Below are 22,024 nucleotides of genomic sequence, written 5' to 3'. Positions count from 1 at the left end.
GATCCGAGTTCATGTCGACCGAATCGGTTCGTCGTAGCGCCGACGAGATCAGTGACTTCCTGGTGCGCAATCTGGCAGAGCTGCTGGACACCGGGACTACCGAGATAGCCCTGACCGAGCCCTTCGCGAACTTCGGCCTCACCTCCGCGGTCGCGGTGGTCCTGGTCGGCCGGATGTCCACCTGGCTCGGGCGATCGCTCCCCCCGGACCTGCCGTGGCAGTACCCGACCGTGCGAGCCATGGCCGACGGCCTCGCCGGCGAGACCGCAGCGACCGCGCCCGCAACGGATCCCGTACAGGAACCCGCGCGACCGCAGCGCGCGCAGGAACCGATCGCCATCATCGGCATCGGGTGCGTGGCCGCCGATCGGCGCGGACCCGAACAGCTGTGGGAAACGCTGTGGCGCGGTGAGGAACTGGTGGGCAAGACCCCCGATCACCGCTGTGATCAGGCGGGTCCGCGGTTCGGTTCGTTCGTGCCCGACCCGTACGCCTTCGACGCCGGCTACTTCGGCATCGCCGCCGATGAAGCCGCCTATATGGATCCGCAGCATCGCCTGCTCGCCGAGACGGTCGCCGACGCCTTCGCCGATGCGGGCGTCCCGACCGCGGGACTCGCCGGCACCGCCGCCGGTGTGTTCGTGGGCATCAGTTCCGGTGAGAACGCCCGCGATCTGGACCCGGCCGGGCGCGGCGGACTACCGATCGCGGCCGTGACCGGCAATGCCGCCAGTCTGGCCGCCAACCGGCTGTCGTATCTGTTCGATCTGCGCGGCCCGAGCCTCAGCGTCGACACCGCCTGCTCGTCCTCGCTGGTCGCGGTGCATCTGGCCCTGCGCAGCCTGCACGACGGGGACTGCGAACTGGCCGTGGCCGGTGGCGTGAACCTGACCCTCGAACCCGGCATCACCGACGCGCTGGCCGAAGCCGGGATGCTTGCCGCGGACGGGCGCTGCAAGACCTTCGACGATCGCGCCGACGGCTATGTCCGCGGCGAAGGATGCGGCGCGGTGGTGCTGAAACCCCTGGCGCTGGCCGAACGCGACGGCGATCACGTGTACGCGGTGCTGCTGGGCAGCGCCGTGAACCAGGACGGCCGCACCAATGGACTCACCGCGCCGAGCTTCGGCGCACAGGTGGACGTACTGCGCCGGGCACACCGGCGCGCGGGGGTCGGCGCCGCCGATCTCCACTACATCGAATCGCACGGCACGGGAACCGCGCTGGGCGATGCCATGGAGGCGCGGGCACTGCACACAGTGCTCGCCGACCGGCACGACGAGTCGGGGGCCGACCCCAGCACCACCGTGGTGGGGTCGGTCAAGACCGTGCTCGGCCACCTCGAAGCCGCGGCGGGCATCATGGGCCTGATCAAGACCGCGCTCGCCCTGCAGCATCGGCGGGTCCCGGGCAATCTCAACTTCGAAACCCCCAGCAGCCATGTCGATTTCGAGCAGCTGGCCTTCAGCGTGGCCGCCGCGAACGCGGAATGGCCCGCGCACGAGGGTCCGGCGCTGGCCGGGGTCAGTTCCTTCGGGTTCGGCGGCACCAACGCACATGTCGTCCTGACCGGGGCTCCGGCCGCCGCCGAGCCCGCACCGGCAGCCGAAACACCGAGCGTATTCCTGGTTTCCGGCCGCAGCGAGCACGCGGCGCTGGCACAGGTCGGCAATTGGCTGAACCTGCTCGACGGTCCGCAACCGCCCGAGCTGGCCGCGCTGTCGTACGCATCGACCAGGCGCAGCGCGCATCACCCGTTCCGGGTCGGCATCGTCGCCACACAGCGCGAGGAATTGCGCGAACGGCTCAGCGCCGTGGCATCGGGTACCTTGCCGTGGGGTGCGGCGGCCGCGAAGACACCGCGAGGCGCCGCGGGCCCGATCGGCTTCGTGTTCAGCGGCCAGGGCAATCAGTGGATCGGCATGGGCCGCAGCCTGATTCGACGGCAGCCGGTCTTCCGGGACGCCCTGATGGCGGTGGACCGGGAACTGCGCCCGCTGCTGGGCTGGTCGCCGTTCGCGGTGCTCGAGCGCGGCCGCGACGCCGAGGCGCTCTCCGATACCGGTGTGGCGCAACCCGTCCTCTTCGCCGTTCAGGTGGCGATTGCCGAGCTGTGGCGGTCATGGGGTGTCGTTCCGGCAGCCGTGGCCGGGCACAGCGTCGGCGAGATCGCCGCGGCACACCTGGCCGGTGTGCTGGATCTGGCCACGGCCTCGGGCATCATCGCCGCACGGGCACGCGCTACCGCCCGGGTCCGCGGCAATGGCTCCATGGCGGTGGTGAATCTGCCGGTCGCGGAGGCGGAAACCGCGCTGCCGCCGGGCGTGCACATCGCCGGTCGCAATGCACCGCGCTGGACGCTGATCTCCGGTGACACCACGGCCGTGGAGACCGCCCTCGCCCGCTGGGAGCGCGAGGCGGTGCTGACCCGGCGGCTGCCCGGCGACTACGCCTTCCACTCCCCCGCCATGCGGGACTCCCTCCCCGAATTCGCCTCGGGCCTCACGGCATTCGCACCGTCCGGCGGCGATATCCCGTTCTATTCGACGGTGACCGGCGGCCGCGTCGACGGCGGCCTGCTGGATGTGGACTACTGGGTGGATCAGGTGGTCCGGCCGGTGGCCTTCGCCGAGGCCGTGAGCGCCATGATCGAGGCGGGTGTGCACGATTTCGTCGAGATCGGCCCGCATCCGGTGCTCGGTGGCATGGTGAAGAGCCTGCTCCGCCACCATGAGCGGGCGGGTATCGCGGTCCCCTCGCTGGCCCGCGATCTCGACGATCTCACCGTGCTGCTGTCCTCGGTCGCCGAGCTGCACGTGCACGGTCACGACATCGATTGGGCCGCTGTCGATCCGGCGCCGCGCCCGCCGATCCGGCTGCCGCTCTATCCCTTCGATCGCGGCTCGTACCGGATCATCGACGGTCTGCCGCGCATCGAGGCGCCCGAGCCCTCGCCGCCGACCGGATTGTTCGCCGAGGACGCCGATTACGTGGCTCCGCGCACCGAATACGAGCAGTTCGTGGCCGAGCAGTGGGCGGAGCTGCTCGGGGTCGAGCGGGTCGGCGTCTTCGAGAACTTCTTCCGTATCGGCGGGCATTCCCTGCTGGCCACCCGGTTCGCGCATCGGGTCCGAGAGCTGTTCGACATCGAGTTCCCGCTGCGGCTGGTCTTCACCGAACCGACGGTGGCGTCCGTGGCCGCGGCGCTGGAGCGACTGCTGATCGAACAGGCGAACGCAGTGTTGGAGAAAGATCATGAACTCACCAGCTAGCAATCTGGCCCTCGAACGCCTGCGCGCCAAGCGCGATGCGGGCGCCACCGCCTACGGCATCCCCGTGCGCACCGGCACCGGATCGTTTCCGGCGACGCCCGCCCAGCGCGGCATCCGGCTGCACGAGCAGCTGGCGAACAATGCCGCCGTCTATCACGTCCCCTTGGGATTGCGCCTGACCGGAGCACTGGATGCGAACGCGCTGCGGGAGGCCGCGGTCGCGGTGGCCGCGCATCAACACGCGTTGCGTACAGTGTTCGGCGAAGACGCGCAGGGGCTCTCGGCCCGGGTGCGCGACGATCTCGGTATCGACTGGCGCACCGAGGATCTGCGGTTGCTGCCGGACGGGGCCCGCGCGGACGCGGCCGATGAACTGCTGTCCGCCTTCGCCACCGCAACCTTCGACTTGACCTCTGGACCGCCGGTGCGCTGGCTACTGCTGCGCCTGGCGGACACCGATTGGATACTCGCGGTCAACGCACACCACTTGGTACTCGACGGTGTGTCGATCCCGCTGCTGATCGATCAGCTGTGGGCCGCCTACGGCGCGCGCACCGGCGGTCTCCCGCCGGCGCCGCCGCAACGCCAGTACGCCGATTACGCGGAATGGCTGCAACGGCAGGCACCGCGCGCGGCCGCCATCCAACGGCGCGCCCGCCTGCTGGATGGCACACCGCCCCTGGATGTCTCGATCGGACTGCCCCGCCCGCACCGGGTGACGAATGACGGTACCCGCATCCATCAGCCGATCTCGCCGGAGCTCAGCGCGGCCATCCGTGAAGCCGCTGCGGCACAGGGTGTTCCGACCTTCGTGTGGTTGCTGGCCTGCTATCAGGTGGCGCTGGCGGCGCACACCGGGCAGGACGATTTCGCCATCGGCATCCCCATGGCCGCCCGCCCGCACGACGAATTGTCCGGCACCGTGGGTCATTTCGTGAACACCGTGCCGGTGCGCTCCGATGTCGCGGCCTGGCAGGCGTTCACGGATCTGCTGCGGCTGGTCCGCGACAGCGCCTTGTCGGCCTACGAGGACGAGACGGTCCCGTTCGAATCGGTGGTCGAGCAGATCGGCGGGCCGTGGGATCCGCGGTTCAGTCCGGTGTTCCAGGTGTTGTTCGTGCAGCAGCGGCTGCATCGTCCGGATCTGGGCCGGTTCGGGCTGAGCGTGGAATGGCATTCGATCGACACCGGCGCGACGCTGTACGACCTGGTGCTGCATGTCGCCGAGGCCGATGCCGAGCTGGTCTGCGAACTGACCTACAACACGGCCCTGCTGGACCGTGCCGCAGCGCACGCGCTGACCCGCGATTTCCTCGCCATCGTGGCGGCCTCCACCAACGATCCGGGCATCGCCGTCGCGGAGTTGCTGAGCGAGCGACGGCATCTCGCGGTCGCGGTGGCCGGACCGGACGCGGAGGAGATCACGCGGGGACTGGCCGCGGCCCTGCATCGCGGCGGGATCCCGGCCCGGGTGACGGCCGAGACGAGAACCGAAGCGGCACAGAGCAGTATCGACATCCAGGGCCGGATCGATCTGCTCGTCACCACGGCCGGTTTCGATGGCGGGGACGCGGAGTCCACGTCGAGTCCGGCCGGGCCGTACGTCCCGGTCGGGGCGACCCTGCTGACGGTCGTGCCCACCGGATACGTTCCCGACCAGGCCTTGTCGACCCGAGCGGTCGTCACCGAGGTGGACCCGCAGGCAAACGAAGATGCCTACGGCCTCGGCTGGCAGCTGGGCCGCACGCTCTCGTCCTGGACTCGGGATACCGCACCCGCACAGGCGACCGAGCCCGTGCTGGACCGTCTCGCGCGACCGTCCACGACGCCGATTCCGGCCGTCCCGGATCGCACCGCGGCGCGAACGGAAATGCCCAGCACGGTCGCGGAGTTCGAAGCTCCCGCCGGCCCGCTGGAGATCCGGCTCGCCGAGCTGTGGGCGCAGGCACTGGGTGTGCCGGCGGTCGGCCGCCACGACGATTTCTTCCTGCTCGGCGGCACCTCCCTGGCCGCGACCCGATTGCTGTCCCAGTTGCTCGACGAGTTCGGCGTCGCCGTCTCCTTGCGTGAGCTGTTCGAACGGCCCACCCTGGCGCGCGCGGCACAGCTACTGGAATCCGCTGCGACGGACGAAAACTCACTACGCCCCGCGGACCGCGTCGCGAACGATCTGCTGCCGGTCTCCTATGCCCAGGAGCGTCTGTGGTTCCTGGAGAACCTGGACCCGGGCAACAGCACCTACATCATGCCGGGCGGCCTGCGCCTGCACGGCAGCATCGATGCCGGCGCCCTGCAAGCGGCACTCGGCCGCGTCGAACAGCGGCACGAGGTGCTGCGGACCGTCTACCTGACGACCGACGAGGGCGAACTGCGCCAGCAGGTCCGCCCGTACACACCCCGCCCGCTGCCGGTCACGGATCTGACGGAGCACTCACCCACCGAGCGGGAATCGGCCGAAAACAGCATCACCGCAGCCGTTTCCGGAGCGCCGTTCGATCTGGCAGCAGGCCCGCTGTGGCGGTATCACCTGATCGCGACCGGTCCGGACGAGCACCTGCTCCTGATCGCCCTGCATCACATCGTGTGCGACGGCTGGTCCATCGCCGTACTGAGCCAGGAGATCTCCGCCCACTACCAGGCCGAGCTGGCTGCCAAGACCTCCGAATCATCCGGTGCAACAGCCGAATTGCCGCCGCTCACCGTGCAATACGCCGACTACGCGATCTGGCAGCGCGACAATGCGGCCCGCCTCGACGATCAGCTCGAGCACTGGCGCACCGCGCTGGCCGACGCTCCCGTCACCGAGATTCCCGGCGACCGCCCGCGACCGGCACGCCGCACCTCCCACGGCGCGGTCGAGCGAGCCACCGTGGACCCGGATGTCCTTGCCGCCGTGCGCAAGATCGCCGCCGACCAGGGCGTCACGGTCTTCGCGGTCCTGCTGGCCACGTTCTATGTGGTGCTGCATCGCCACATCCGCCAGCGGGATCTGGTCGTGGCCTCACCCATCGCGGGCCGGACCCGCGCGGCGACCGAACCGTTGATCGGTTGCTTCCTCAACACCTTGGCCCTGCGCGTGGAGCTGGACCCGAAACAGCCCTTCACCGATCTGACCGCCGATGTCGGCCGAATCCTGCTGTCGGCGTACGCGAATCAGGACTGCCCGTTCGAGCGGGTCATCTCGGCCGTGGCGCCGGATCGGGATCTGAGCCGGACACCGGTAGCGCAGATCATGTTCAACTACCTCAACACGCCCCCACCGGTCCTCGACATGGCCGGACTGCACGCCGAACTCGTGGACGCCCCGCGCCGGACCGCCAAACTCGACCTGGATCTCACCGTCGACGAAACCGGCGACGAACCCCGGCTGTCCCTCGAATACAGCACCGACCTCTACGATGCCGACACCGCACACCGCCTGCTGCGGCACTACGCGGGCGCGCTCGCGAGCGTCGCCGCCCGGCCCGACAGCGCATTGCACGAGCTCTCGCTCGGCGATCCGCTCGAACGGGACGCCTCCACCGGCTGGGAACTGCCCGGCACGCCCGCCACCCCGGAGGCGGAATCCGGTGAGACGCTGGGCGAACGACTCGCCCAGGTCGCCGTCGCCCGCGGCCACGCCACCGCGCTCAGCAACGACGAGCACAGCATCACCTACGCCGAGCTCGACATGCTGGCCGAGGACACCGCACGACTACTGCTGCGCACCGGCGTGGCCGGTGGCCGGGTCGGGCTGCTCTATCGCCACACCCCCGAGAGCTTCGTCGCGGTCTGGGCGGCCCTGCGGGCCGGTGTCACCTACGTACCCCTGGATCCGCGGGCGCCGCTCGACCGCCTGCTCACCATTGTCGAAGAGGCGAAAATCGCTGCGCTGCTCTGCGATCCGTCACTGGTCGACACCGCCCGCAAGATCGCGGGACCGGCACGCATCCTGCCGGTGTGCGATCAGCCGGGCGAAGCGCACTTCCGGCCGGTGCCGGTCGATCATCTGATCCCGGCCTCGATCGCCGGCGGCCCCGCCTACATCACCTACACCTCCGGTTCCACCGGCCGCCCGAAAGGCGTGGCGCAGAGTTCGGAATCCGCCCTCGCCCACGCCGTGCGCTATGCGCGCCGGCTGCGGATCGGACCGGGCGATGTGGTCGCCGCACCCGCGCGCTACACCTTCGACGCGGGCATCCTGAACTCCTTCGGCGCCGCGGTGGCGGGCGCGGAATTGCATGTCATCGATCCGCACCTGTTCGGTCCCGCCGCCCTGCGCACCGAGCTCGACAGCGCCGGTGTCACCGTCCTGCACTGCACGCCGACGCTGTTCCGCTATCTGCTCAGCGATACCGAGGAGCCGTGGCTGCCCTCGAAGATCCGGGTCGTCGGGCTCGGTGGTGAGCAGGTGGTGCGCGGCGATGTGCTGGACTTCCAGCGGCATTTCGGCCCCGACTGCCGGTTGGTGAGCCTGTACGGGCCCACGGAATGCTCGGTGGCGCTGCAGCATGCGGTGACCGCGGCCGATGCCGACCGCGCCGGTGTGCCGATCGGCCGCCCGGTCGCGGGCGTCGAGGCCGGGCTCATCGACGAAAACGGCTTCCCCACCGAGGTTTTCGGTGAACTGGTCCTGCACAGTCCGCACGTGGCCCTGGGTTATTGGGAACGAGCGGAGCTGACCGGCAAGGTCTTCGGTACCGATCACGAAGGCCCCTTCTATCGCACCGGCGATCTGGCGCGGCGGCTCACCGACGGCCGCCTGGTCTACGCCGGACGCGTCGACCGCCAAGTCAAGATTCGCGGGCACCGGGTCGAACCCGGCGAGGCCGAAACCGTGCTGCGCGCGCATCCGACGGTCGGCGAAGCCGCTGTCGTGCTGGATCCCTCGGCGCACGAGCCCCGCCTGGTCGCCTACGTCACCCAGGACGGCCCGCTGCGTCCCGATGCCGACGAGCTGACTGCCTTCATGCGAACTCGCCTGCCCGACTACATGATTCCCTCCGCCCTCGCCGTGCTCGCCGAACTGCCGCGCGGACTCACCGGCAAGCTCGACGAGCGCCGCCTGCCCCGCATCCTCCCGGTCGCCGAACCGGCCTGGACACCACCGCGCACCGAGCTGGAACGCGTGGTCGCCGAGGTGTGGGCGCAGGTGCTCGAGCGCGAAGTCGGGCTGGGACAGAACTTCTTCGATCTCGGCGGGCATTCCCTGGCCCTCGCCCGCGCCCGCGGACTGCTGGAGCGCCGCCTGGGCGTGCAGCTGGCGATGACCGACCTGTTCGCGGCGCCGACGGTGGAGGACCTGGCCCGGCTGCTGGAAGGCCGCACCGCACCGGCCGCCGACGCCGATCGCGGACTGCAACGCCGGGCCGCCGCGGCACGCACCCGTCACCGGGCCGGCGCCCGGGAAACCGAGGAGAGAATCCGATGACCCCCGTGGACAATGATTTCCGCATCGCGGTGGTCGGCATGGCCTGCCGCTTCCCCGACGCCGACACCGTCGGCGCGTACTGGCGCAACCTGTGCGACGGTCACGAATCCATCCGGCCGCTACCGGAGGAGACCGGACCCGCCGATCCGCCCGCGGGTTACGTGCACGCCGGATCCACGCTGCGCGATCACGACCGCTTCGACGCGGAGTTCTTCGAGATGACCGCGCGCGAAGCGCAACTGACCGACCCGCAGCACCGGCTGTTCCTGCTGTGCGCGTGGGAAGCATTCGAGGACGCGGGCATCGTGCCGTCGGAAAACCCTGCCCCGGTCGGTGTTTTCGCAGGCGCCAGCCTGAGCACCTATCTGCTGCGCAATCTGATCGGCCACGCGCGCCTGTTCGACAGCCCGTCCGCCCAGTTGCATGCCTTGCACGGCAATGCGTCCGACTATCTGGCCAGCAAGGTGTCCTACAAGCTCAATCTCACCGGCCCGAGCGTGGCGGTGCAGTCGGCCTGCTCGACCTCGCTGGTGGCAGTGCACCAGGCGGTGCAGGCGCTGCTGGACTTCGAATGCGACGTCGCACTCGCGGGTGGAGCGAGCGTGCAGGTGCCGCAGGAGTCGGGCTACATCTACGAGGAAGGTTCCATCCTCTCCCCCGACGGCCACTGCCGGGTATTCGATGCCGACGCCGCGGGGACCATATTCGGCTCCGGCACCGGCGCGGTGGTGCTGAAGCGCCTCGGTGACGCACTCGCCGACGGCAATCGCATTCACGCGGTGATCATCGGTTCGGCGGTCAACAATGACGGCGCCCGCAAGGTCGGCTACACCGCCCCCGGCATTGCCGGGCAGCGCGCGGTGATCCGGGATGCGCTCTCGGTGGCGGGCATCGGCGCGGACAGCATCGGCTATGTCGAGGCGCACGGCACCGGCACCAAGCTGGGTGATCCCATCGAAGTGGCCGCGCTCACCGACGCCTACCGCGAACACACGCAGGAGCGTGGCTATTGCGCGCTGGGATCCGCGAAATCGGCTGTGGGACATCTCAATGCCGCCGCGGGCGTGGCCGGATTCATCAAGGCCGTGCTCACGGTGCGCGAGGGCGTACTGCCGCCGACCCTGCATTTCAGCCGGCCCAATCCGGAGATCGATTTCGCGGCGAGCCCGTTCTTCGTCAATACCGAACTGCGCTCGTGGACCGATGAACCGCGCCGCGCCGCGGTGAGCGCCTTCGGGATCGGCGGCACCAACGCCCACGTGATCGTCGAACAGCCACCCGAAGCCACCGCGACCGAGTCCGCGAACGGCCCACGCGCACTGCTGATTTCGGCACGCACCGAGGCCGACGCCGACCGCCTCGCCGAACGCCTGGCCACCCATCTCGGCCAGACGCCCGACGCGCTCGCCGACATCGCCCGCACACTGGGTGCCGGGCGGCGCAGGTTCGCGCACCGCCGGGTGGTGGTCGCCCGCGACACCGCCGAGGCCGCCACCGCGCTGCGCACTCCGCTCTCCGGGCACGCGTCACCGTCGCCGGTCCTGGCCTGGTTGTTCCCCGGGCAGGGCAGTGCGGTCGGGCCGGTGTTCACCGAGATCGCCGCGGCAGTGCCCGCTTTCGGTGACCGGCTGCGCCACTGCGCACAACTGCTGCGCTCACACAGCGGATTCGACCTGGACGCGGCCCTGCGCGATCCGGAAGGCACCGCCCACGCCCAGGTCGCGCTCTTCAGCGTGGAGTACGCGCTGGCCGAGATGTGGCGTGAATTCGGAGCCGAGCCACGAGAACTGCTCGGCCACAGCCTCGGCGAGCTGGTGTGCGCGACCCTGGCCGGGGTCTTCGAACTCCCCGACGCACTGCGCCTGGTGGTGGCGCGCGGGCGGCTCATGGCGGCGGCCCCGCCCGGCGCCATGCTCGCCGCATCGACCGGTGCCGAGCAGCTGGCCGAACGACTGCCCGAGGATGTGTGGCTCGCGGCCGACAATTCCGCCACCCGCAGTGTCGTGGCCGGATCCGCGGCGGCGGTCCAGCGGCTGGCCGCAGCACTGGTACAGGACCAGATCGCGACCTCGGTGCTACCGGTCAACCATGCCTTCCACACACCCCTCATGGACGAGGCGGCGGCCCGGTTCGCCCACGAGGTGGCCGCGGTCACGCGCCACACCCCACGAGAACCGTTCTGGTCCAACCTCACCGGCGCCCCGATCACCGCCGCACAGGCCACCGACCCCGACTACTGGGCCAGGCAGATGACGAGCACGGTCCGGTTCCGTGAGGCCGCCGAACAACTGACCCGCACGCACCCGGCCCTCGTCGGGCTGGAGGTGGGCCCCGGCAGATCGCTGGTGTCCTTCCTGCGCACCGCCGATCGCGCCGTATCGACCGTCACGACCGAGGGCGCCACCGGCGAGCCCGCCGATGCCGCCACCCGCATCGTCACCGCGGCCGGCCGACTCTGGCTCACCGGCCTGGAACCGAACTTCGCGGCCGTACACGGCGACGACGACACCCAGCTCGTCAACCTGCCGACCTATCCGTTTGCCCTGCAACGCTATTGGGTCGACCCACCGGAGGCCACAGCGGCGCGCGGCACCACCCCGGCCACCGCCGCTGCCGCCACTGCGAGCGCGCAATCAACCGGCGAGTCCGACCCGGCCGACGACACCGGCGATGAATTCCTCGCCGCGATCCGTGCGCAGGTCGCCGAGGTGTGGTGTGAGGCGCTGGGTGTGGAGCACGTCGGCGTCGACGTGAATTTCTTCGAGGCGGGCGGGGATTCGCTGCTGGCCGTGCATATAGCCACCCGGCTGCGAGCGGTGTTCCCCGTGCGCGTCGTGCTCTCCGACCTGTTCGCCCGGCCGACCATCGCGGGCGTCGCCGACGCCATCGCGGCCGACCTGATCGACCGGCTCGACGAGCTCTCCGACAGCGAGGTCGCCCTGCTCTTGGACGACCGCGAAACCATCGAGGAGCACACCGAAAATGCCTGAGCTCATTGATATCCGCGCCTCCCGGCGCGAACTGCTGCACCGCTGGGCCACCGGACGCGCCGAACGGCACACCATTCCCCGCCGTGAGCGTTCCGGCGCGGTGCCCTTGTCGGCGGCGCAGCAGCGACTGTGGTTCCTGGAGCAACTGTTCCCCGGCCGCGCCACCTACACCATGCCGCTGGCGCTGCGGCTCTCCGGCCCGCTCGAGGTCCAGGCCCTGCGCCGGGCGCTGGCCGCGGTCGTCGACCGGCACGATGCCCTGCGCACCAGTATCGAACTGCGCGAAGGACTCCCGGTCCAGGTCGTACAGCCGGCCGGTGAGATCCGCATGACGGTCGTGGAGAGCGCCGAACTGGATCCGCAGCGCCCCGAACAGGATGCGGTGGCGCGCGCCGAAACCTTCGCCCGCACCGTCTTCGATCTGTCCGGACCGCTCTTCCAGGTGCTGCTGGTGCGGCTGTCGCCGACCGAGTCGATCTTCGCGGTCGCCATGCACCACATCGTGTCCGACGGCTGGTCCCTGGGTGTGTTCGCCACCGAGCTCATGACCGCCTACGGCGCCCTCACCACCGGGCGTCCCCTGGCCCTGCCGGAACTGCCGGTGCAGTACGGCGATTACGCGTCCTGGCTGCACGAGCGCAGCACCGGCGACGCCTTCGACCGCGATCTCGGCTACTGGCGCCACATTCTGGGTGATGAGCCGCCGCTGGTCACCTTCCATTCCGATCGGCCGCGCATCCCCAATCCGGAAAACCGCGGGGCCAGGCTGTCGTTCACCATTCCGGCCTCTACGGTCACCGGGCTGAGCGAACTGGCCGCCCAGGTGCGCCGGAGTCAGCGGCCCGCAACGCTTTTCGTCGCACTCATGGCCGGGTTCAAGGCACTGCTGCGCTATTACACCGGAGCCGAGGACATCACCGTCGGCACCCCGGTCGCCAATCGCACCCGCCCCGAGGTGGAGCCGCTGATCGGCTTCTTCGTCAATGCGCTGGCCCTGCGCACGGATCTGTCCGGCGCGCCGACCTTCCGGGAGCTGCTGGCACGCGAGCAGGCCACGATCTTCGATGCCCTCGACCATCAGGAGACGCCGTTCGATGTCGTGGTCGAGCAGTTGCGGCCCGATCGAGAGCTCAGTCATTCACCGCTGTTCCGCACCGCTCTGGTACTGCAGAACACGGCGATGCCGCAGCTCGATATCGCCGGCATCCGCGCGGAGTATCTCGAAGTGCATTCCGGCACCGCGAAATTCGATGTGCTGGTGACGCTGCGGCAGGTCGACGGTCAGCTCATCGGCGGAATCGAATACGACACCGATCTCTACGACGAGACCACCATCGCCGGGATCGCCCGCCATTTCACGGCGCTGCTGGCCGCCGTGGTCGCACAACCGGATACCCCGCTGCCCGAGCTGGATTTCCTCGAGACCGATGAGCGTGAACACGCCTTGGCAGCGGCCCTGCCCGCGGTCACCGAATCGGCCGCGGCGGTGCACAATCTGCCCGGTCTGTTCCACCTGCAAGCGGTCCGGACACCCACGGCCGTGGCTGTCACCGATGGCGACGAGCACCTGACCTACGCCGAATTAGCCGCCGCGGCATCACGATTGGCACGCCGGATCCGGGCTCGAGGCATCGGCCGCGGCGATTTCGTAGGCATCCACCTGGAACGTTCCACGGCCGTCGTGGTCGCGATTCTCGCGGTCCTCGATTCCGGTGCGGCCTATGTCCCGCTGGACCCGATGAATCCGGCCGAGCGGACCGTATTCATGATCACCGATTCCGGTGCGCGGCTGGTGATCACGACCGAGGCGCTCGCGACGGCGCTACCGCAGGGCGACAGCCCGCAACTGCTGCTCGTCGACGACCTCGCCACCGACATCGATCCGGACGCCGGAGCCGCCGGTGAATCGCTGCCCGCCGACCCGCACGACCCGTGCTACATCATCTACACCTCGGGCTCCACCGGTGTCCCGAAGGGCGTGATCATCGAGCACACCAATGTCGTGCGCCTGTTCACCACCAGCGCGAGTCTGTTCGACTTCGGCCCCGATGACGTCTGGACACTGTTCCACTCCTACTCCTTCGACTTCGCGGTGTGGGAGATGTGGGGCGCGCTGTTGTACGGCGGCCGGCTGGTGGTCGTGCCCGGTGAGATCAGCCGCACCACCGAGCAATTCGCCGAGCTGCTGGTGCGCGAACGCGTCACGGTGCTCAATCAGACGCCCTCTGCCTTCCTGCGGCTGATCCCCGCCCTGGACGGCCCGCGCGGTGACGGGACGGCGCTGCGCTGGGTGATCTTCGGTGGCGAGGCCCTCGATCTGCCCGGCCTGCGACCCTGGTACCGGCGCCACGGTGAAGCGGCGCGGCTGGTGAACATGTACGGCATCACCGAGACCACGGTGCACGTCACGTACCGCGAACTGTCCGAAGCCGATGTGGATTCCGCGGCGGGCAGCCTCATCGGCACCCCGCTGCCCGATCTCGGCGTGCTGGTGCTCGACCCGGCCGGTCGCCCGGTGCCCGACGGCGTGGCCGGTGAGATGTTCGTGTGCGGGGCGGGCGTGGGTCGCGGCTATCTGAACCGGGACGACCTGACCGCCGAGCGCTTCTCCACCAGTGCGCTGGTCGGCGGTCAGCGGCTCTACCGCACCGGCGATCTGGCCCGCCGTCGCGCCGACGGCGAGTTGGAATATCTGGGCCGCATCGATCATCAGGTGAAGGTGCGCGGGTTCCGGATCGAGCTCGGCGAGATCGAATCCGTGATCGACGCGCATCCGGGTGTCGAGCAGTCGGTGGTGCTGGCGCGCGAGGACGCCGGCGGCAATGTCGCCCTGGTCGCCTACCTCACGCCGCGACCGGAGGTGTACCGCGACGCCGCGGAATCGGATCAGGTCTCCGATTGGGAGACCGTCTTCGACACCACCTACGGGCAGCAGCGGCCCGGCAGTACCGCCGATTTCGATATCACCGGCTGGAACAGCTCCTACACCAATGCCGCCATCCCCGAGGAGGAGATGCGGGAGTGGGTCGACTCCACGGTGTCCGCGGTCCGGGCGCTCGCACCCCGCCGCATACTCGAAATCGGCTGCGGCACCGGGCTGCTGCTCTCGCGCCTGGCCCCGGGCCGGGAGGTCTACGACGCCACCGATATGTCCTCCACCGCGCTGGAGCGGGTGCGCGGCGATATCGTCGCCGAGGACCCGGCACTCGCCCACGTGCGGTTGCACCTCGGTGATGCGGACCGGCTCCCGGACGAACTCACCGGCCCGTACGACGTCATCCTCGTCAACTCGGTCATCCAGTACTTCCCGAGCGCGGAATACCTGACCCGCGTGCTGGATCGGGCCGCCGAGCTGTTGGCGCCGAACGGTGTCCTCTACCTCGGCGACATCCGCGACCTCACCCTCGCCCAGGCCTTCCACACGACAGTGGAGATGGCTGCCGCACCGTCGGCGGGGGCAACCGAACTCGCGGCCGCGGTACGAACGGCTGCCGACCGCGATGCCGAATTGCTGCTCGCACCACAGTATTTCCTGGACTTCGCGGACTCGCACCCTCGGCTCTCCGGTGCCCGTATCCGATTGCGGCGCGGCGCGCACCTCAATGAGATGTCGCGCTTCCGCTACGACGCGGTGCTCTACGCGGGCGAGGCCGGTCAGCCCGTCACGAGCCGTGTACTGGACACGGCCATCACTCCGGCGCAGCTCGCCGAACTACTGCGGCGCGAGCAGCCCGCAGCGGTCATCGTCGCGGACCTGCTCGACAAGCGCGTATCCGGACCGCTCGCTGTAGCTGCCGAGGCGGCACGCGGCCGAGCCGGTGCCGCGGAGTTGCGGGCGCTGGTGGCAGACTCCGGCGGGGCCGACCCCGAGGCGTATCTCGCACTGTCTGAAGAGCTTTCGTATCGGATCGAAGCATTGCGCCGCCCGGACGGCCGCTTCGATGTGGTTGCGACCCGCTGGGACATCGCGCTGCCCGCGGCTCCGGCCCGGCCCGCCGTCTGGCCCGCCGAACCGGTCGCCTCGGATCCCCTGCGGGTCAAGGCGCACGACGACCTCGCCGTCTCCGTCCGCGCACACCTGGCGCGCCGCCTGCCGCGGCACATGATCCCCGCCGGAGTGCTCGTGCTGGAACGCTTCCCGCTCACCACCAATGGCAAGCTCGATCGCCGCGCCCTGCCCGCGCCCGCGCTGCGCCGCAATCCGGTCGCCTACGAACCACCCCGCACCCCGCTGGAACAGCGCATCGCCGCCGTCTTCACCCAGGTGCTCGGCGTCCCCACGATCGGCCGCACCGACGACTTCTTCGACCTCGGCGGCCACTCCCTGCTCGCTGCCCAGCTGATGCTGCGGCTGAAAGAGACCTTCGGCGAGGACATCCCGCTCGGCTCGCTCTTCACCTCCCCCACCGTGGCCGGGGTCGCGGCTCTCCTCGAAGGTGGCGCCGCGACCGAGGAAGCCATCGACTACGCGGCCGAAGTGCGATCGCACACCGCTGCCTGGCCGCCCGTTCCCTGGACCCGGCCCACCATCGAGCGGCGCGCGGCCACCGGGGCGGTCCTGCTGACGGGAGCGACCGGCTTCGTCGGCGCCTTCCTGCTGCGTGAGCTACTGGAGCGCACCGACTTCCGGGTGCACTGCCTGGTGCGGGCCGACAGCCGGGACGCGGCCATCGACCGGCTGAAGCGCACCTTCGACGGATTCGGGCTGCCACACACGGGCTTCGACCGGATCGCACCCGTGCTCGGTGACCTCGGCACACCGCGGTTCGGGTTGAGCGAGAAGGACTTCCTGCTGCTCGGCCGCGATATCGATGCGATCTACCACAATGGCGCGCACGTGAACTTCGCACTGCCCTACCGGGTATTGCGCGCCGCCAACGTCTCCGGCACCGAGCAGATCATCGAGCTGGCACGAAATGCCGGTGCGCCACTGCATTTCGTGTCTTCTCTCTATGTGCTCGGCCCCGGGGACGGGGTCGAGGGCACGGTGGGCGCGCCCGCACCCGCGCAGGATCCCTCACGCTTATCACTCGGCTATCTGCAGACCAAGTGGGTCGCTGAGCAGCTGGTGTGCGAGGCCGGTACCCGCGGGCTGCCGGTGGATATCGTCCGGCTCGGCCGCATCGGCGGCGACAGCCGGACTGGCGCCTGCCAGACCGGGGACTTCTTCTGGCTGCTGGTCAAGGCCGCGCTCGAGGTCGGGCTCGCGCCGGAGGTCGATGTCACCGTGGATCTCGCACCGGCCGACTACGCCGCCGCCGCCATGGTCGAACTCGCGCAGCGGCGACTGCCGCCGGAGGCCGGCCGGGGCGCGGAGCCCGGCACGCGCATCTATCACCTGCGCAATCCGCAACCGTGCTCCTTCCACGACGTCGTCGGCTGGCTGCGCGAGACCGGCCGGCCGCTGCGCCTCGTCGACGCCGCCGAATGGCAGTCGGCGGTCGCCGCCCACGCGGTCACGGCCGGACCGGAGTCGGCCACCTACCGCGTGCTCGGCCTGCTCGGCTCGGGCGAAGGCCTCGCGCCCGCACTGCGTTTCGATGTCGACGAGGCGGTCCGCGAGTCCGGCGTGCCGTGCCCGCCGGTGTCACGCGAGCTGTTCCTGCGCTACGTGCACTACTTCGAGGCGATCGGATTCCTGACGCCCACCGGACAGGAGGTCCGAGCATGACCGCCACGTCGCCCATCGCGCCGGCCATCGGCCACGACACCATGATCAGCGCCCTGCGGGCCTGTGCCGCACAGCATCCCGACGCGGCGGCCTACAGCGTCGTCGACTACCCAGACCCCCAGGACGCGCACGGCGTCACCACGACGCTGACCTTCGCCGAGATCGACACCGCCGCACGCGCTTTCGCGGCCGGACTGCTGCAGGTCGCACAGCCGGGCGAGCGTGCCGCGCTGCTGCTGCCGCCCGGAGCGGATTACGTGACGGCCTTCTTCGGCTGCCTCTACGCCGGGATCACCGCCGTGCCGCTCTCCCCGCCCGGCACCCACAATGCGGGCGATCGCCTCGGCGCGGTGTGCGCGGACGCCGATCCGGCCTGCCTGATCACCAGCGACGCCGAGACAGCCGGTGTCACAGCATGGTTGGACACCGCACCGTCCGATATCACCCGGATGCTGCTGAGCACCGGTGAGATCGACGCGTCGCTCGCCGGCTCCTGGCAGCCGCCCGACGTGGACGGCGAGTACACCGCGCTGCTGCAGTACACCTCCGGCTCCACCCGCACCCCCGCCGGCGTGATGGTCCCGCACCGCGGCCTGCTCGCCAACGGCCGTCAGGTCTACGACGTGTTCGACCGCGTCGACCTCGGCGCCGATGAGGATCTGGCCTTCGTCAGCTGGCTGCCGCTCTTCCACGATATGGGCCTGATGGTCGGGGTGGTGCTGCCCATCATCCGCGGGCATCGCGTGGTGCAGATGTCGCCCTCGGCCTTCCTGCGCCGCCCGGAGCGCTGGCTGCAGGCCATCAGCGACCTGCCGCAGCAGACCTTCTCCGCCGCACCCAATCTCGGCTACGAACTCTGCGCCCAGCGCATCGCCGCCGACCGCTGCACCGAGCTGGATCTGAGCCGCTGGCGGTACAGCCTGGCCGGCGCGGAACCGGTACGCGCCGAGACCATGCGCAGATTCCAGGCCGCCTTCGGGCCGTACGGGTTGTCGGAGTCCACGCTGTGCGCGGGATACGGGCTGGCGGAGTCGACGCTCATCGTGTCGGTCAATTGGCGCACCCGGGGCGGGATCCAGACCCTCACGGTGGATCGCGACCTGCTCGCGGAAGGCGTTGCCGCGGTGGTCGACAGCACCGGAGACAGCAGCGGCGAGAGCAATACCGCCGAGGTCGTCGGCGCCGGTTCCGCGGTGCCCGGCACCAAGATCACGATCGTCGACCCCGTCTCCTTCGCGCCGCTGCCCGAGGATCGGCTCGGCGAGGTGTGGGTCACCGGACCGGCCATCGCCTCCGGTTACTTCGGCCGGCCCGAGGAGACCACCGAGGTATTCGAAGCTGAACTCTCGCCCTCGGACGGCACCCGGTACCTGCGCACCGGCGATATCGGCTTCCTGCACGACGACGAGCTGTATCTCACCACCCGGCTCAAGGACCTGATCATCGTCGACGGCCGCAACCTGTATCCCCCCGACCTGGAAACCACCGCCGAACAAGCACATTCGCTGGTGATTCCGGGCCGCTGCTCGATCTTCGGCGTCGACGACGGCCGCCGCGAGCAGATCGTGGTGCTGGTGGAGGCCAGGCTGCGACTGGGCACCACCGACGGCGACAGCACCGCCGATCAACTGCGCACCGCGGTGCGGCAGGCCATCTTCGACACGCATTCGGTCGGCGTGCACGAGGTCGTCCTGGTCGCGCCCGGCGCCATCCCCCGCACCTCCAGCGGCAAGATCCAGCGATCCGCCTCCCGCCGAGCCTATCTCGACGCGACCCTGCGGCGGCTCCGCATCAACTCACCCGCGGAGGCGCGATGAGCACGGCACTGCACACCCACGGCGACAAGCTGACCTGCTTCACCGCGGCGCTGGCGAGCGCACTGGCGGCACGCGGCGAAACCCGGTGGTGGCGTCCCCTGCTCGCGGACGGCCCCTTCCTGGCCGTGACACCGGCCGCCGCCCTGCTCCGCTTCGAACACCACGCCACCCCGCCACTACCGGCCCTGGGCCTGCGCGTTACCGGCGACAATGACTGGGACACAGCGCATTCCGCCCTCAGCGCCCAGATCGCCGAGCACGGCGTGGCCGTCATCCTCGCCGACACCTACCGCCTGCCCTGGCAGCGCGGCCACCGCCGCCTGCACGCACCGCACTGGCTGGCCATCGTCGACGACGGCGGCTGGGTCGCCGAGGACCCGCTCGCCATGACCACCGAGTACGGCCCCCAGCCGGGCACCCGCGTGCACATCCCGGACCCGGGCAAACTCCGCACCTGGGCAGTCGGTCTCGGCGCCACCGACCGTGCCCTCACCCTGCGCGAGGAGGCCATGGCCGGCACCACCGACATCGCCGCCCACCGCACCTACCGCTGGCTCGAAGCTGACATCTCAGCAGCCCAGCGCACTCCGCAACACGAACTCGACCGGACACGATCCCAGCTCGGATCCCACCACGACCCGCTGCGCGCTCAGCGCGACCGGCTCCCACCCGATCCAGCGCAACATCAACCCAGCCCGCAGCCATTCGGGCGCGGGTCGGAGGGTCTCAGACCTTCCAGTCATATGTCCGCCGACCGGGACCGCTTGAGCGGGCCGGATGCGCTGCGCGCCCTGGCGGCGCGTTACCGGTTCGCGCGCACCGAAGCCGATTTCGATCAGATCGACGATCTGTGGCAGGCCCTGCGCCAGCGCGAACTGCTGCTGTGGGCGGCCGAACACGATCCGGATCTGCTCGACGAGGCCGGGCGCGCGCATTGGGAGCATGCGGTGGGTCGCTGGCGCACGCTGCCGCCGCTGCTGCTGCACGCCCGGATGCGGGCCGCGTCCGGGACCTCGATCGATACCGGCCGGATTGCCGAAACCCTCTCGGAGCTGGCCGAACTCGAATCAGGACCGCGGGTGCTCGCGACATCCTCACCGACGGGAGACCACCTGTGAACGCTCATCCCGCGACCGAACTCTCCCCCGCCGACGGCTACACCGCCTGGGCAAGCCGGGCGAAGGGTGGGGAAGCGATTGCGGCATCGGGCATTCCGGTGCGCATCGCGCTCTTGGCGACCTACACCACCGATTTCCTCGCCGAGCTGATTCCCGTGGCCGGGGCGCGCGCCGGGATCGCGCCGGAGCTGGTGCCGTTCCCCTTCGGGCAGCTCGAACAGGTGCTGCTGGACCCGCAGACCCCTTTGCGCACAGGTGATTACGCCGTATTGTGCGGCACCCACCACGATGTGCTCGGCAGCGTCGACGAGACCGTTCGCCGCTGGACCGCCCTCTGGGATGCCGCCGACCGGCGCGGCATCAGGGTCGTGCAGCTCGGATTCGTTCCGCCCGCCGTGGATTCCTATGGCGCGGCGGCCTGGCGCACCGAGTCCTCGCGGTCGGGTCTGGTGCGGGCGGTGAACGCCCGGCTGGCCGAATCAGCCGCGGACCGGGTGCGATTCGTGGACACCGAGCAGCTCGCCGCCCAGATCGGATTGCGGAACTGGGATGATCCCCGCGGCTGGTTCCGGGTCCGCCAGCCGTTCGCGGCCGACAGCCTGCCCTGGCTGGCCACCGCCATCGCCGATGCGGTCGCCGCCGACCGCGGACTCTCCGCCCGCTGTGTGGTCGTCGATCTCGACGGCACCCTGTGGGGCGGTGTGCTCGGCGAGGACGGCATCGACGGCATCCGCATCGGAACCGGCCCCGACGGTGAGGCCTTCGCCGCCTTCCAGCACTACCTGCGCGGCCTCACCGAACGCGGCGTCCTCCTCGCGGTGGCCAGCAAGAACGACCTCGACCTGGCGCTGAAGGCCATCACCGAAGCGCCGGGCATGGTGCTCGGCATCGAGGACTTCGCCTGCATCCGCGCCGACTGGCGGCCGAAATCCGAACAGCTGCAGGATATCTCGACCACGCTGCGGCTCGGGCTGGGCAGCCTGATGTTCGTCGACGACAATCCGGCCGAATGCGCGCAGGTCGCCACCGCCCATCCGGAGGTGCGCACACTGTGCCTGCCGCCCGCTCCCGCGCGGTTCCCGGCCGCGCTCGCGGGCCTGCCGTGGCTGCACCCGGGAACGCTGTCGGCGGAGGATTTCACGCGGCAGGAGTCCTATCGGGCGCTGGCCGCGGCGGAGGAACTCGCGGCCGGCCGTTCGCTCGCCGAATTCCTCGACAGCCTCGATATGGAGGCGGCGGTCGAACCGATCGAGGCCGCCACCGTGGATCGGGCCGCCCAGCTGCTGGCCAAGACCAACCAGTTCAATCCGACCACCCGCCGCCACAATCCGGCCCGGGTGCGGCAGCTCGCCGAGGACCCGCAATGGTTCGCCGCGACGCTGCGGCTGCGCGACCGGTTCGCCGATCACGGCATCGTCGGCGTGCTGCTGGTCCGGCAGCACGACGCCGTCGCCGAGATAGACACCCTGCTGCTGAGCTGCCGGGTGATCGGCCGCACCGCCGAGGACGAACTGCTGGCCGCCGCCGCCGAATGGGCGCTCGCACGCGGATGTGCGCGCCTGACCGGCCGTTATCTCCCGACCGCGCGTAATGCGCTGGTGCGTGAGCTGTATCCGAGCCGTGGCTTCGTCCCCGAGGCCGCGTCCACCGCCGAGAACGCGGTGTTCACCTACAAACTGACCACCGGGGCACTGCCGCGCAGTCCCCACATCCGAGAGGCCCGGCTGCACCATGGCCACTGATCAC

The 22,024-nt window shown here is 70.1% G+C and carries 7 protein-coding genes; all 7 read left to right on the top strand.

Translation table 11 applies throughout. The features are described 5' to 3' along the window. Positions 1-11 precede the first annotated feature (11 nt). Genes ACH438_RS30835 through ACH438_RS30805 form a run of 7 tightly spaced genes read left to right on the top strand, consistent with a single transcriptional unit; the run spans position 12 to position 22,020 of the window. A complete protein-coding gene (locus ACH438_RS30835) occupies positions 12-3,272 on the top strand; it encodes a type I polyketide synthase (protein ID WP_397011559.1) in 3,261 nt (1,086 codons plus the stop codon). Next, complete coding sequence (locus ACH438_RS30830) at positions 3,256-8,682, top strand: condensation domain-containing protein (protein WP_397011557.1); 5,427 nt, start codon at positions 3,256-3,258, stop codon at positions 8,680-8,682. Before ACH438_RS30835 ends, ACH438_RS30830 begins: the two co-directional genes overlap by 17 nt. Further along, positions 8,679-11,672 (top strand): type I polyketide synthase, encoded by a 2,994-nt coding sequence (locus ACH438_RS30825; RefSeq protein WP_397011555.1) that lies wholly within the window; start codon positions 8,679-8,681, stop codon positions 11,670-11,672. Before ACH438_RS30830 ends, ACH438_RS30825 begins: the two co-directional genes overlap by 4 nt. After that, on the top strand, positions 11,665-17,343 hold the full coding sequence (locus tag ACH438_RS30820) for an amino acid adenylation domain-containing protein (protein WP_397011554.1): 5,679 nt from the start codon (positions 11,665-11,667) through the stop codon (positions 17,341-17,343). The genes ACH438_RS30825 and ACH438_RS30820 overlap by 8 nt, the downstream gene beginning before the upstream one ends. Continuing rightward, complete coding sequence (locus ACH438_RS30815; protein WP_397011552.1) at positions 17,340-19,160, top strand: fatty acyl-AMP ligase; 1,821 nt, start codon at positions 17,340-17,342, stop codon at positions 19,158-19,160. Before ACH438_RS30820 ends, ACH438_RS30815 begins: the two co-directional genes overlap by 4 nt. After that, entirely contained in the window at positions 19,157-20,278 is a 1,122-nt protein-coding gene (locus tag ACH438_RS30810) for a hypothetical protein (protein WP_397011550.1), read from the top strand. The genes ACH438_RS30815 and ACH438_RS30810 overlap by 4 nt, the downstream gene beginning before the upstream one ends. Next, positions 20,275-22,020, top strand: coding sequence for an HAD-IIIC family phosphatase (locus ACH438_RS30805; RefSeq protein ID WP_397011548.1), 1,746 nt, complete (start codon positions 20,275-20,277; stop codon positions 22,018-22,020). The genes ACH438_RS30810 and ACH438_RS30805 overlap by 4 nt, the downstream gene beginning before the upstream one ends. Positions 22,021-22,024 lie beyond the last annotated feature (4 nt).

The organism is Nocardia sp. NPDC020380 (assembly GCF_044386975.1).
In the GTDB taxonomy this organism is placed as follows: domain Bacteria; phylum Actinomycetota; class Actinomycetes; order Mycobacteriales; family Mycobacteriaceae; genus Nocardia.
This window is presented reverse-complemented; position numbering and strand designations above follow the sequence as displayed.

Coding starts and splice junctions, on each gene's coding strand:
- ACH438_RS30835 (WP_397011559.1), top strand. CDS start 12: ATGTCGACCGAATCGGTTCGTCGTAGCGCCGACGAGATCAGTGACTTC.
- ACH438_RS30830 (WP_397011557.1), top strand. CDS start 3,256: ATGAACTCACCAGCTAGCAATCTGGCCCTCGAACGCCTGCGCGCCAAG.
- ACH438_RS30825 (WP_397011555.1), top strand. CDS start 8,679: ATGACCCCCGTGGACAATGATTTCCGCATCGCGGTGGTCGGCATGGCC.
- ACH438_RS30820 (WP_397011554.1), top strand. CDS start 11,665: ATGCCTGAGCTCATTGATATCCGCGCCTCCCGGCGCGAACTGCTGCAC.
- ACH438_RS30815 (WP_397011552.1), top strand. CDS start 17,340: ATGACCGCCACGTCGCCCATCGCGCCGGCCATCGGCCACGACACCATG.
- ACH438_RS30810 (WP_397011550.1), top strand. CDS start 19,157: ATGAGCACGGCACTGCACACCCACGGCGACAAGCTGACCTGCTTCACC.